This window comes from Butyrivibrio sp. WCD3002 (assembly GCF_000424265.1).
Taxonomy (GTDB): Bacteria; Bacillota; Clostridia; order Lachnospirales; family Lachnospiraceae; genus Butyrivibrio.
Genome location: NZ_AUJO01000004.1, coordinates 147,251 through 160,330, shown reverse-complemented (window position 1 = coordinate 160,330; position 13,080 = coordinate 147,251). Strand labels below are relative to the sequence as shown.

The window sequence follows — 13,080 nt, the reverse complement described above, 5'->3', positions numbered from 1 at the left end:
TGTTTTTCCTTCCCGTAATCAGAATAATCTGTTATCTGCATCGACTTTGGCTACAACCTTGTTAGCCGTAAGAACCAGTACAAATCCAACAACAGACTGGAATACACTTGCAGCCGATGACATTCCTATATCGCTAAGCTCCATAAGTGCCCGGTATACGTATGTATCAATTGTCTGCGTAGTGTTATAAAGCGCACCTGAGTTCATAGGTACCTGATAGAACAATCCGAAATCCGAATTAAAGATTTTAGAAATAGCCATAAGTACCATTATTACAACTGTAGGCTTAAGGAGCGGTATCATGATATGGAAAATCTGCTGCAGTCTTGTAGCACCATCAACTCGTGCTGCCTCATACAATTCAGCATCAATTCCCGCTATGCTGGACATATAAATGATTGAACCGTAGCCTGTAGCCCTCCAGATATTTACGATTGTCAGTATCACCGGCCAGTATTTTGGTTCACTGTACCAGGAGATTGGCATATTTTTTAATATGGTCTTATCAATAAAACCTGTCTGTGCATTTAAGAATGCAAATACAATATATGCCACGATTACCATGGAAATAATATTCGGGAAAATAATCAAAGGCTGTGCGATCTTAGCCAAAAACGTTCTTCCTACCTCGTTAAGCATAATTGCAAGGGTTACGGAAAGAACAATGCCGAGCACTATAAACAGTACATTATATCCAAGTGTATTTCTTAGCATTATTCCGGCATCCTTTGTTTTAAAAAGGAATTCGAAATTCTTAAAGCCTGCCCAGTCACTTCCGAATATTCCCTTTTGGTAATTAATATTTTTAAAGGCAATAAATATACCAAACATAGGAAAATAGCTGTTGATCAAAAGATAGATCATGGCAGGTAAAAGCATTATAAAGAAAGGAATATCTCTTTTCAGGTTGTGTTTTTTCTTCATAGTGGTGATATCTCCTAATAAAATCTCCGCCTGTCTCCTTAACGGAAAAGCTTACAGGCGGAGAATTTTTAAGTGCTTATTACTGCTGTGCTAACCAGCTGTCAAGCTGTGACTGCTTTTCAGCAATGATTGTGTCGATTCCGGCTGCTTCAAGTTCAGAGATAAACTTAGGCAGTGTCTCGTCAGGATTCATCTCACCGCACTCAAGGCCTGTGTAGTACTGGCTTATTACGTTGTTTACTGCAGTGATCTCTGTCTTAACATTAGATCCGTCAAAGAGGAATCCTAAGTAATCGGACTTCTTGCTGTTGTTGATAAGGTCCATACCAAAGTCCTTAACATCTCCCATGAAACCATACATAAGGAAGTTGTTACCAAAGCATCCGCAGGATACTCTTGCCTGGTAAGGAGCTGTCTCAGCTGTTACGCCTTCCGGATAATCGGGCATTGCATTTGCAGGATCGAAGCCATCAGGAATTACATAATCCTCACCCTCAAGACCATAGATGATTGTGTTAATTACATATTCATCTGTCCAAAGAAGGTTCATAAGTCTGCATGCTGCTGCAGGATCAGCTGATGTATATCCAAGACTGAACTGGTTGCTGAATGCTGAACTCTGCATAAGGTCTGTTCCGCAAGTTGCCCATGTCATCTCATAATCGCCATAGGTTCCGCTGTTAGCCATAGCCTCACTCATAGGATAACCATAACCGATTACACTACCAAAGCCTCTGCCTGCTGCGATAAGGTCTGATGCGATGTCAGGTGATACAGATGCCTCAGGCATAAGGAGACCCTTCTGGTTCCAATCGTATGCTCTCTCTACCATTTTCTTGAAGGCATCGGATGCATAGAAATTTTCAACCTTTCCAGTGTTGCCGATAACAGCACCTGTGCAGGATTCCGGGTTGTCGCCAAGATAGTCGATATCTACATCTGCTTCAGGGCCATCAGCTGCGTTGATCAGCATGAATGTGTTGGGATTTGTAGGGCAAAGCGGATAAATATCAGGATGGTTCTCATGAACCTTTGTAAGAAGGTCCTCAAGATCTGCCACGCTGTTTATGCTGTCAAGATCAACTCCTGCTTCATCTGCAAGATCCTTTCTGCACATGAAGTACCACTGGAATGTATTTGCCTTATAAACAGGAAGTGAATAAAGTGATCCGTTTACGTATGAAGACTTCATGAAGTCCTCGCCCATAAGATCGATAGCTTCCTTCATGGAATCTACATAGTCATCCATGGGAAGAACCTGTCCCTTTGTAACATAGGTGCTAAGACCTGCAAGAGGCATGAAAATGTCTACCTGGTCTCCACTTGATAAAACAAGATTGATCTGATCCGTATACTGGAACATATCTACGGGATGAAGCTCAATATCTACGCCGATCTTGGGCTCAAGATACTTATTAAGCTCCTCCTGAACACTAGCAATACCACCTTCACTAGGCATATTGAAGTAAACAGGATAATACAAAGTTACATTTGAGATGCTGTCCCAGCTCTGCTGCTCTGCCTCCCCTGCATCAGCAGTATCTGTTGTTTCGGTGGACTGCGCAGTCTCAGTTGTTGAAGATCCGGTATCCTCACTCACCTGATCAGCTGAGCCTGAACCACCACAGGCTGTCAGGACCGTCATACTCATCGCCAGAATCATTGAAAGCAATTTCTTTTTCACAGTTATCCTCCTTTTTCCATAAGAAAATCTGACCCTTCATCAGATACCAAATGGTATACGTGTTTTGGGGGTTCTCCCCTGTTAGATTTAAGTATATAGATATATCCCCTGCGCCACTTCTAATAATGACTCATGGATTTTAAAAATTGACACATCTATTAAATTATTCAATTCCAAAGAGCCACTTAAGGGATGGCTCAAGGCATGAATTCCAGAATGTCCAGTTATGCTCACCGGGACCTTCATGATAAGTAACATCAATGTCGTTTTCTTTTAGCAGATCTCTAAGAGCCTTGTTTCCTTCATAGCCAAAATCCTCTGTACCGCATGCCATCCATACGGCGGGAGCTATCTTACCTTCTGCCTTAATGGCTTCAAGCTGCACCCTGGGATTTGCATGAGTTTTTGCTGCCTCTTCAAGATCGCCAAACCACAGTCTGTAATAGTCCTTATTGGCAATGGGATTATCATCCGGCATCATTGCAAGTCCTTCAACAATATTTGCACTTGACAGTGCTATAACCCTTGAGAAGGTCTCAGGATACTCAAGACCTGTATGTAATGCACCGAATCCGCCCATGGAGAAGCCTCCTATGAAGGTATCCTCCCTCTTATCCGAAAGATTAAAGAGCTTTCTTACATAAGAAACCAGCTCTTCTCCTATGTAGGTCTGATATTTTCCGCCTGTGTGCTTCGCATTCAGATAAAAGCTGTTATCGCCTGACGGCATTGCAACAACCAGATTGTATTTTCCTGCCATCTCTCTGATAGGACTTCCTGTAACCCAGTCTGCAGCATTTCCCGAATATCCGTGAAGCAAAATAAGAAGCTTTGCCGGACGATCGTATGCCGGATTATCCTTCGTCATAAGCTCGTTAACATCATCAGGAGCTACAATGTAAATCTCAGTAAGCTTTGCAAGTGATTGTGAAAAGTAATTAATGTGAAATAGTGACATGTCTTCTCCCTTCTTTTTTCATACATTGTTTTATGTGATTATTTCTCTATTACAATTTTGCCATCAGCAGTTCTTCTGAATTTCTTAAGGAAATCCCATGCGATCCTGCAGGTATTTGGTCTGATGTCATGCTTATGATGACTTACTGAGCTAAGGGCTGTATAAATTTCGCCATCCTCACTTTCATAATATCTGACAGTTGTTATGCACTCGGGATAATCCTTATCGTCAAACTGCCTTGTGATATCTCCGCCGACACCGTAGCACTGATCCTTCCAGCTCTCTTTATCTTCAAACATAACATCATAGGTTTTCTTAACCTTATTTACTTCAAACAGATATTTGATTCTGTTAAAGCATTTCTCTTCCTGTCTTGGAAGTTCGGCAAGAGGTGATTCTTCGCCTGCGTTATAGAAAACAGGCACCATAACCTCTCTGTTTACTTTGCCAATCTTCTCAAACTGCGAATTTTCTCCCACATCAACAGTTGCATTCATGGGAGCAAGTCCCGCAAAGGCTTTGGGGTATTCCTGATACAGATCCCAGCTCTTTATTCCGCCCATGGAAAAGCCTGTAGCATATATCTTTGTCTCATCTATGGCAAATTCCTTCTTAAGATGCTCAAGTACTTCCATAACCTCAGTTGCGGGAACTTCCAGATGCATCTCAACAGCACTCACAATAAAACCGTTCTCCTTGGCTATCTGTGGCCATCCGCCTATCATAGCTGTCGCAACAGCGCTGTCTCCGCCGCCGTGGAAGCAAAGCATAAGAGGCTTTTTATTTTTCTCATCATGAACATCCATGTCCTTTCCATAGAAATTCACGATTCCAACCGTATGCTCAGGTCTTTTGATTCCCTTTGCATGATTGTCTTCGCAGGTGGTGACAACCAGCGTCTCCGGCTCCATTACGATGCCCTCCTTTCGCCAGTTGTCAGCCTTCATTACTCTGTTCTTCCAACGCTTATAATCGCCCATGCAGCCGTCATACTGCTCCCTTATATCAAGCTCCTTATAAACGTTTACAACAGCCCCGCTACTTAAGAAAACAGAATTTATTATCTCCTCGTTTCCCACTGATACCAGATGTATTTCCTTGCTTGTGATAATCGGAGCTTCATTCATTTTTTCAAGTAATGCTGCCGTTATCGTGAGATCTCCTTCTCCAAGGTCTCCAAGATAAGTGCTTCCCTCAACATGCTTTAAATAGAATCTTCCTATATAATCAGCACCCTTTCCCTTTGCAAAAACATAAACCGCAACAGAGCTTCCCAGGATAAAGTACTCAGGTGTCTCATCCTCAAGGGGATGCTCCTTCCTCATCTGCTCTTCAAAGAAGTTCTTTGGTATCTTGTCATCATAGACAATGCCATGATCAAAGCCCCACTGGGTAAGCTTTAATTTCCCCATCACCTTCTCATATAAGCCGTAAGGCTCTGTATCCCAGCCCTTACCCTTTTGCGGATTAAGGAATATAACGCTACCGCCGTTTTCTCCTGCAATATCGGAAAGTCCGTTTTCTTTGGCATATTCTGCCGCCTCATCTCTGCTAAATGCACTGTCCCCAAGAACAAGCAGTGTCGGAGCAGAAAATCCGTAATTGATAACATCGCTGTGCATGGTATCTTTTCCCTGATACACAAAGATCTCATGCTCCTCGATCTCCATTGTCGTAATATATCCCCCATCCGGATATTCGTGCGTGGCTACTTCTCTAATAGGTTCCACTTATATCACACCTCCTCTATTTGAAAGATTGTTACCATTCTCTATAAAAAAATATAGAAGCTTTCCTTCCTCATCTCTTTAAAATTTGAGAACTATTTTTTTAATTTTGTGTCATAATATAAAAAAACAGTGCTAATGATTAAATCAAAAGCGCCATTTTAAGCCATTTCTAAGAAAAAAATAAAAAATTGAAAATTTTTTAAAAAAATGCTTGCATTATTAAAAAATCCGTAGTAATATATCACTTGTCGTTGAGACAGCGACACGAACACCAATAAAGATGCGCTTCTAGCTCAGTTGGTAGAGCACCTGACTCTTAATCAGGGTGTCCAGGGTTCGAGCCCCTGGAGGCGCACGCCGAGTACTGTTTTGTGGGTATATCCCATGGGGCGGTACTTTTTTTGCGCGTCAGCAATGAGCCACGCAGGAAAAATAGAAGGAAAAGACTCTTGGGAGTTTACTCACATAAGAGACTTTTCCTTCTATTTTTTATATGCGGCGAATGCCGCGACAATGAGAAATTTACGTAGTAAATTTCGAATCTGCGTGGCTCATCCCCTCGTGCGAATCTTGCTCACATAGGGGAATCTATATCTTTTATTTTATACGGCGAATGCCGCGACAACGAGGGCGCTAGACGTCCGGGGGACGTCTGTTTAGCGCCGCCCGAAGCGGAGCGAAGACAGAAGCGCAGCGGTTTCGAGTTTGTCGGCATGGCTCTCTTTCCATTCGAATCTTGCGTGGCGTTATAATGCTTTACTCTTACTATTTTTCTTTATGTATGTGTCATAGCCATTCTCACCGGTAAAGACTGCTGTCAGCTTAAGCTTTTTCTTGTCGTCTGAATTAACCAGCTTCTTTCCGGGTTCTCTTTTCTTATCTTCTGTTTTAGTCTTAAATTTATAATTCTCATAGTCTTTGGCGTATTTTTTAACATTCTCCATAGTCTGCTGGTAGGCGGTCATAATATCCTCGCGTTTGATGACCTTACCATCCTTAGCAAACGGAAGCAGATCCGTTTTGAGATCTTTATTTTTAATTCCTGTTAATCGTATAGATTCTCCACCATTATTTGAAAGCAAATACAGCTTATCCATAAGTTCCGATGCTTTTTTCAGTTCCGTATAAAAACTCTTATATTGCTTTGAATTCCTAATGCCACTCTTTGCATTTTTGGCATCTGCAGTAATTGTATGGAAAAACTCACAGGATTCTCTGCTTACAGCCGGGAATTCATCCTTCTGTGAATCCATACTGTCTAAAAATCCATTCACTTTTGACGCATTGCCAAGTGTCTTTTTGTTAGCCTCTTTTGATGCAAGCTCTCCTGCTTCACTCAGGAATGGTCTGTGTTTACTAAAATGAGTTGCATACTTAAGCTCTTTGTCTAAATCCTCCATATAAGTGGATGCTAACTTATCGCCATTAATGAGAGCATTACTGTGTTTAATGAATTTCTTGAGAAAACCATCACAATCAAAACCTTTTTTCGAGCATCCGTTCAGTACTGCTCTAACAACTTTCTTCTGATTGTCACTCTTGAGTTTTCCTTCGATCATTACTCTGATAGTTTCAACATCATACTTTGATTCAATAAACTTATCCCTTTGGTCTTCATCCAAATTAAGCTTATCAATATTAATCTCATGCTGTGGCTCATCAAGCACTTCTTCATGCTTCATAGTCTTTATATCATTAAAACTGATTTTCTTTACAGGTTCTTTTTTTTCACCCTTATTAAGCTTTTTCAGCTCTTCTTCAGCATACTCAATTACAATATCAAGATTATCATGGCTGTTAAAGGTCATCTGCTCCACACTACTTTTGCTTAGTCTGGAAAGTTCACTCATAAGGCCTCTTGTATCAAGCTCGTCTTTTAAAAATTTACTAAATACTGTTACTGCGTTCAGTGTCTCAGTTCCTGTTTCATCGTTTGCTATTGCATTCATATACGCTCTCAAAGCGTTTTTCTGATTCTGATTTTCAAGACGTGTTTCGAGCAGATCAGAAAGCTGACCCAGGTTATAATTCGCTTTTGGAAATCCAAACAGTTTATTATACGCACCGTTTAAGTGTCTGATTTCATAATCTCTATTTTCGATCTCAACTACTTCCTGCTTTGGCATTATTCCCCTCCTTGCCACGCTCATAAGAAATATTTTTTTAAGCGTACATATAATTTTTCTTGTTACTTAAATATATATGCAGCAGAATAAAAAATTACACGCATAAAATTAAAAATGCACTCAAAAAATAAAAACTCCCGAAATCATTATGATTCCGGGAGCCATAAAACATTCTAATTATTTAATCTTTGTACCTATTACATAGGTTCCGTTTTCTCTGCGAGCACAGAAGAAATAACCATCAAGCTTTACATAGATAGGCTGGTTCTTCTTAACCTTAAGCTTTACCTTTGTTGTCTTACCATAGTCAACTCTGCCGTTAGCCTTAGCTCTCTTAGATTTGTTGTATACGGTGTAATTAAGGTGAGATAAGTCATTTCCAAGATCATTGTTTGTGATCTTAATTATCATTGTGCCTGTCTTCTTAGGCTTAATCTTGAAAACGTCTACATCAGTATCATGCTCGATTGTTCCGTAAATGTTCTTTCCTGACTTAACTGTCTTCTTTACTGTTTTGAAATCATTTGGCTCTTCAAGAGTGATCTTTACGTAAGTTGAAAAACCACTTCTCCAACCATCGCTGTGGATGTGAAGATAAATTGTTTCATGAGCTTCCATGCCGATAACTACTGTCTCACCGTCACCTGTAAAGAAACCTGAATGACCGGTACTCTTGCCATTCTTGTAGAAGAACTCAAAATTAGGTCAAACGTCTCCATCTGTCTGTGACATTGTTACTTCAGCATAAGAACACTGATTAGAATAGTTTGTGAACTTATACCAGCGGCCAACCTTTGACTCTTCCTTTGTAAGTGAACCTGTTTTAAAATCATCATTGCCGATTTCAAGTGCTGTTTCTCTCGAAACATTTGTCTCGGCTGCCTTAACCTTAAGGCCTCCGAACCCTCCTAGTGATGACACTGTAAGTACAGCTGCCATTACTATTCCTAAAACTCTTTTCATTTCCCCTTCTTCTCCTTTTCGAGTTCTCCCCTCACGAAAATAATTTTATATTAACAGCAAAAATAAAAAAAGGACTTAATCTCCTCATTAATTCCCTGTTAATCACATAATTTAGCGAGTTGCGGCAATAGTTTACGCAACATCTGATAATATAAATAATTATCTGACATTTCCCGATATCTGTTCCCCAGGTTTTAATGACCACAGCTCCGGGTTTCATTCGCCTTCTGTGCTTACACTTCCGGCTTTTTCAGGATGCTCAAGCATCTCCTGCATAGTCTTCCATCCAAGTACCGCGCACTTTACTCTGGCAGGCATGTGTGAAATATCCTGAAGTGCTGCTGCCTCATCAAGTTCTTCAAGCTGCTCTTCTTCTTTGATCTCACCCTTGATCATTCCCATAAAGGTTCCTGCGAGCTTAATTGCATCCTCTTTGGATCTGCCAATGATCTGATCTGCCATCATATCCACAGAAGCCTGTGAAATAGCGCAGCCAGATCCGCTGAACATTGCATCATCAATAACGCCGTCTACTACCTTCAGCTGCAATGTAATATCATCTCCGCAGCTGGGGTTTACGCCCCTTAGCACAAGATCGGGATTCTCCATCTCTCCCTTGTGTACAGGTCTTAAATTGTGCTCGTTAACTATTTCTCTGTATAAACCCTTTAAATCCATTATATTGCCTTTCTAAAACCCTCATCCGGCACTTCGTGCCACCTTCTCCCAAGGGAGAAGGCATTATTTTAATTGTCTTTCTTAAAATAATTATCAGTCCTCATATCCCATAACAGCGCGGACCTTGGAAAGGTGCTCTAAGAATCTGTCTACCTCTTCCTCTGTATTATAGAAATATACACTGGCTCTTGCCGTTGATCCTGCACCTATAAACTGCATAAGAGGCTGCGCACAGTGATGTCCTGCCCTTACGCATACATGATCATCATTTAAAACTGAGGAAATATCATGAGGATGAACCCCATCCATTGTGAAGGTAACTATTCCGCTGTGCTTTTTAGGATCTGATGATCCATAAATCTTAATGTAAGAAAGCTTTTTCATGCCTTCCATCATGCGGACAGTGAGTTTTTCTTCCTGCTTGCTTATAAAATCAAAGCCAACCTTCTGAAGATATTTAATAGCTGCTTCTAATCCGACAGCTCCTGCCGCATTGACGGTTCCTGCCTCGAACTTATGAGGAAGCTCTGCATAAGTGGCATCCTCTCTTGTAACATACTCGATCATCTCGCCGCCTGTAAGGAATGGCTTCATATTCTCAAGAATAGCCTTTTTACCATAAAGTACGCCGATTCCCATGGGAGCCATGAGCTTGTGTCCTGATAATGCATAAAAATCAGCATCAAGCTCCTGCACATTAACAGGAATATGGGGAGCTGCCTGAGCACCGTCCATAACAACTGTAGCGCCCTTTTCATGAGCGTAAGCCGCAATCTCCTTAACGGGATTGGTTATTCCAAATACATTTGAAACATGCCCGATAGACACGATTTTTGCCTTATCAGTAATCTTGCTCTTATATTCAGCCTCTGTGATCACGCCTTCTTCATCAGGCTCCAGATAGATGAGCTTTGCCTTTTTCTCACGGCACACCATCTGCCAGGGAAGAATATTGCTATGATGCTCCATCACAGTGATAACCACTTCATCGCCTTCATTTACATTAGAAAGGCCATAACTGTAAGCCACAAGATTCATGGATTCTGTGGTATTTCTGGTAAATATGATCTCCTCAGCAGATGCTGCTCCAATAAAGTCAGCAACCACCTGTCTTGCATGCTCATATCTCTCTGTGGCGTCAACGCTCCAGTCGTAGAGACCTCTTAAGGGATTTGCATTGGAATTTTCATAAAAATCCTTTATAGCATCCACAACCGCAGTGGGTCTCTGAGATGTGGCAGCATTATCAAAATAAATGTAGTCCCCTTTTCCAAGTATGGGGAAATCTTTTCTGAAATCCTCAGGTGTCATGTAGTCACTCTTTCCAGCCTTCTTCCGCTCTTTAGACACCCCTCGTCCTAAATCATGAAGGCAAAATTATAGTAAATAAATTACAGTATCGTTCTGATGTATTGCTGGATGCGAACAATCAGCGCTTCATCCGGTATCATGCGGGCTATAGATTCCATGCGGGCACGGACCATAAGCTTTTTGGCAGCATCCTCATCGATTCCTCTGCTCTCCATATAGAAAAGAGTGTCATCTCCAAGCTGACCGATAGATGCACCATGGCGACCATCCACATCTTCCTCTCCGCAAAGGATTACCGGCATAGTCCTGTTTACAACATCAGGGCTAAGAAGCAGTGTATCCTCCTGCTCATCACCCACAGATCCGGCACTTCCTGTCTTAAAATCAAGAGTTCCTCTGAACGTCTTAACCGCATTATCAAGAAGTACTCCTCTAAAAACCATGTTGGACTCAGTCTTTTGTCCGTACTGATCTGCAACATAGTTCATGTCATATTCCTGTGTATGTCTGCAAAGGTAACCTGTGTGGTTATTGAAAATACTCTTTCTTCCAAGAAGTGTTACTCTTGTACCACCCCAGGTCTTACCTGCGCCAAGCTGCATTGTGATGGTCTCAATATCTGCCTTGTCATCACATACGCCGCCTATATCATCAAAATGAATAAAGCCTTCGCTAAGCATCTGTACCTTAACAAGGTTTATCTTTGCTCCTTCTTCTGCAAGAAATCTGGTGCTTATTCCAAGAAAGCCCTTTGCATCTGCTTCGGATTCATACTCCATGATAACTGTTATTTCTGAACCCTTCTTTGCACAGATAACCTGACTTCCAAGTACGCATTCACCATCCTTAAGAGAATACTTAATGTGAACAGGCTCTTCAACCTTATAACCCTCATCTGCTGTGATGATCATAACAGGTACGTTCATTTCATCCATAAGGTTATCGACTTCTACGCCCATACCTGTGCGAACGATCTGTCCCGCATTGAAAGGTGCTGTATCGCCGTTAGGCCCTGGAAGCTCAGTCTGCTTAGCCTTGATCTTGTCATTAACCTCTGCAAAAACATCCTGAACATCGCTCTTTATGGCATCACTTTTAACAGTTACTGCCGCTGGAATCATATCAGGCTCAGGAGTCTTTGTATTCTCAATATACAAATCATTTACATCAATCTCGCTGCTGTTTGACCTAAGAAATCTGTAAGTCAGTGCAGGCAAGTGATTTACTTTCATCTTTAAATCCATGTTTTTGTCCTTTTGTAACCAACTGTGTGTAAGAAGCTACTATCAGCCTCCTGACATCTCAAGCTTAATTAGGTTATTCATCTCAACTGCATACTCAAGAGGAAGCTCCTTGGAAACAGGATTAGCAAAGCCGCTGACGATCATGGCTCTTGCATCCTCCTCGGAAAGACCTCTGGACATCAGATAAAATACTGCTTCATCACTGATACGTCCGATCTTTGCCTCGTGTCCTACATCAGCATCATCGGTTCTGATATCCATTCCGGGGATTGTATCCGCACGTGAAATGGAATCCAGCATAAGTGAATCGCAGGAAACTGAAGTCTTGGCATGCTTAGCTTCTTTATTAATGATAACTGAACTTCTGTAGGTTCCGATTCCGCCTGATTTTGAAATAGACTTTGTCGAAATCACTGAAGAAGTGTATTTACCCTGATGAACTACCTTGGCACCTGTATCAAGGTTCTGACCTTTTCCCGCAAAGGTGATACCTGTGTACTCCATTGTAGAGTGGTCACCCTTAAGGATGGTCATTGGATACAGATATGATGTATGTGAACCAAAGGAACCGGAAACCCATTCCATTCTTGCACCCTCTTCTACAAGCGCACGCTTGGTATTGAGGTTATACATGTTCTTGGACCAGTTCTCTATGGTTGAATAGCGAAGTCTCGCATTCTTTTTTACAAAAAGCTCAACGCAGCCTGCATGAAGGTTCGCAACATTGTACTTGGGAGCTGAGCATCCCTCGATGAAATGAAGGTCAGCGCCTTCATCAACGATGATAAGTGTATGCTCAAACTGACCTGCACCTGCAGCATTAAGTCTAAAATATGACTGCAGAGGGATATCAACCTTTACTCCCTTGGGTACATATACAAATGAGCCGCCTGACCATACTGCTCCGTGAAGAGCTGCATACTTGTGGTCTGTGGGCGGAACCAGCTTCATGAAATACTCATGAACCATATCCGCATACTCGCCTGTAAGGGCACTTTCCATATCTGTATAAATAACGCCCTGGTTTGCAACTTCATCCTTAACATTGTGGTAAACAAGCTCTGAGTCGTACTGAGCACCTACACCTGCAAGAGATTCACGCTCTGCTTCCGGGATACCCAGTCTTTCAAAGGTGTTCTTGATATCCTCGGGAACATCCTCCCACTTGCCCTTCATATCTGATTTTGAGCGAACATAGGAGGAAATGAGATTCATATCAAGGCCGTCTGTATCAGGGCCCCAATCAGGCATCTCAAGCTCGTTATATATCTTTAGAGAATCAAGTCTGAACTGCCTCATCCACTCGGGATCGTGCTTTTCCTCTGAGATCTTCCTAACGATATCCTCGGTAAAACCGTCCTCCATGCGGTAGAAGTCCTGCTCGTTCTCCACATCCTTTATATCATAGACACTGCGGTCAATATCAACGACCGTCTTATTATTTTCTGCCATCTTTTTATCC

Annotated in this window: 11 protein-coding genes and 1 tRNA gene; 1 reads left to right on the top strand and 11 read right to left on the bottom strand. The window is 41.7% G+C overall.

Translation table 11 applies throughout. The features are described from left to right. Positions 1-18: 18 nt before the first annotated feature. From G608_RS0107340 to G608_RS0107325, 4 genes are all read right to left on the bottom strand, one after another. Positions 19-924: an ABC transporter permease gene (locus G608_RS0107340; RefSeq protein WP_035794947.1), complete on the bottom strand. Its 906-nt coding sequence runs from the start codon at positions 922-924 to the stop codon at positions 19-21. A 79-nt stretch (positions 925-1,003) separates the two neighbouring features. Beyond that, positions 1,004-2,608 carry an ABC transporter substrate-binding protein gene (locus G608_RS0107335; RefSeq protein WP_026495489.1) on the bottom strand — a complete coding sequence of 535 codons (1,605 nt, stop codon included), beginning with the start codon at positions 2,606-2,608 and terminating at the stop codon, positions 1,004-1,006. A gap of 163 nt (positions 2,609-2,771) precedes the next feature. Continuing rightward, the gene (locus G608_RS0107330; RefSeq protein ID WP_026495488.1) at positions 2,772-3,566 is read right to left on the bottom strand and encodes an alpha/beta hydrolase; all 795 of its coding nucleotides are present in this window, start codon (positions 3,564-3,566) and stop codon (positions 2,772-2,774) included. Positions 3,567-3,604: 38 nt separating this feature from the next. Beyond that, the gene (locus G608_RS0107325; protein ID WP_026495487.1) at positions 3,605-5,296 is read right to left on the bottom strand and encodes a hypothetical protein; all 1,692 of its coding nucleotides are present in this window, start codon (positions 5,294-5,296) and stop codon (positions 3,605-3,607) included. Between the two features lie 282 nt (positions 5,297-5,578). On the opposite strand from G608_RS0107325, the gene G608_RS0107320 reads away from it, so the two are divergent. Beyond that, positions 5,579-5,651, top strand: a tRNA-Lys gene (locus G608_RS0107320). A gap of 391 nt (positions 5,652-6,042) precedes the next feature. On the opposite strand, the gene G608_RS0107315 is transcribed toward G608_RS0107320, so the two are convergent. From G608_RS0107315 to sufB, 7 genes are all read right to left on the bottom strand, one after another. Beyond that, positions 6,043-7,422, bottom strand: a complete 1,380-nt coding sequence (locus G608_RS0107315; RefSeq protein ID WP_026495486.1) for a hypothetical protein — start codon at positions 7,420-7,422, stop codon at positions 6,043-6,045. A gap of 177 nt (positions 7,423-7,599) precedes the next feature. Then, positions 7,600-8,040: a hypothetical protein gene (locus G608_RS0107310; protein ID WP_026495485.1), complete on the bottom strand. Its 441-nt coding sequence runs from the start codon at positions 8,038-8,040 to the stop codon at positions 7,600-7,602. A gap of 87 nt (positions 8,041-8,127) precedes the next feature. Next, positions 8,128-8,385 carry a hypothetical protein gene (locus tag G608_RS0107305; protein WP_026495484.1) on the bottom strand — a complete coding sequence of 86 codons (258 nt, stop codon included), beginning with the start codon at positions 8,383-8,385 and terminating at the stop codon, positions 8,128-8,130. Positions 8,386-8,601: 216 nt separating this feature from the next. Then, positions 8,602-9,063, bottom strand: a complete 462-nt coding sequence (gene sufU / locus G608_RS0107300) for a Fe-S cluster assembly sulfur transfer protein SufU (RefSeq protein WP_026495483.1) — start codon at positions 9,061-9,063, stop codon at positions 8,602-8,604. Between the two features lie 93 nt (positions 9,064-9,156). Next, positions 9,157-10,374, bottom strand: coding sequence for a SufS family cysteine desulfurase (locus G608_RS0107295; RefSeq protein ID WP_026495482.1), 1,218 nt, complete (start codon positions 10,372-10,374; stop codon positions 9,157-9,159). A gap of 80 nt (positions 10,375-10,454) precedes the next feature. After that, complete coding sequence (locus tag G608_RS22335) at positions 10,455-11,618, bottom strand: SufB/SufD family protein (protein WP_051208981.1); 1,164 nt, start codon at positions 11,616-11,618, stop codon at positions 10,455-10,457. 42 nt (positions 11,619-11,660) lie between these two features. Next, the gene (gene sufB / locus G608_RS0107285) at positions 11,661-13,070 is read right to left on the bottom strand and encodes a Fe-S cluster assembly protein SufB (RefSeq protein WP_026495481.1); all 1,410 of its coding nucleotides are present in this window, start codon (positions 13,068-13,070) and stop codon (positions 11,661-11,663) included. Positions 13,071-13,080: the final 10 nt, after the last annotated feature.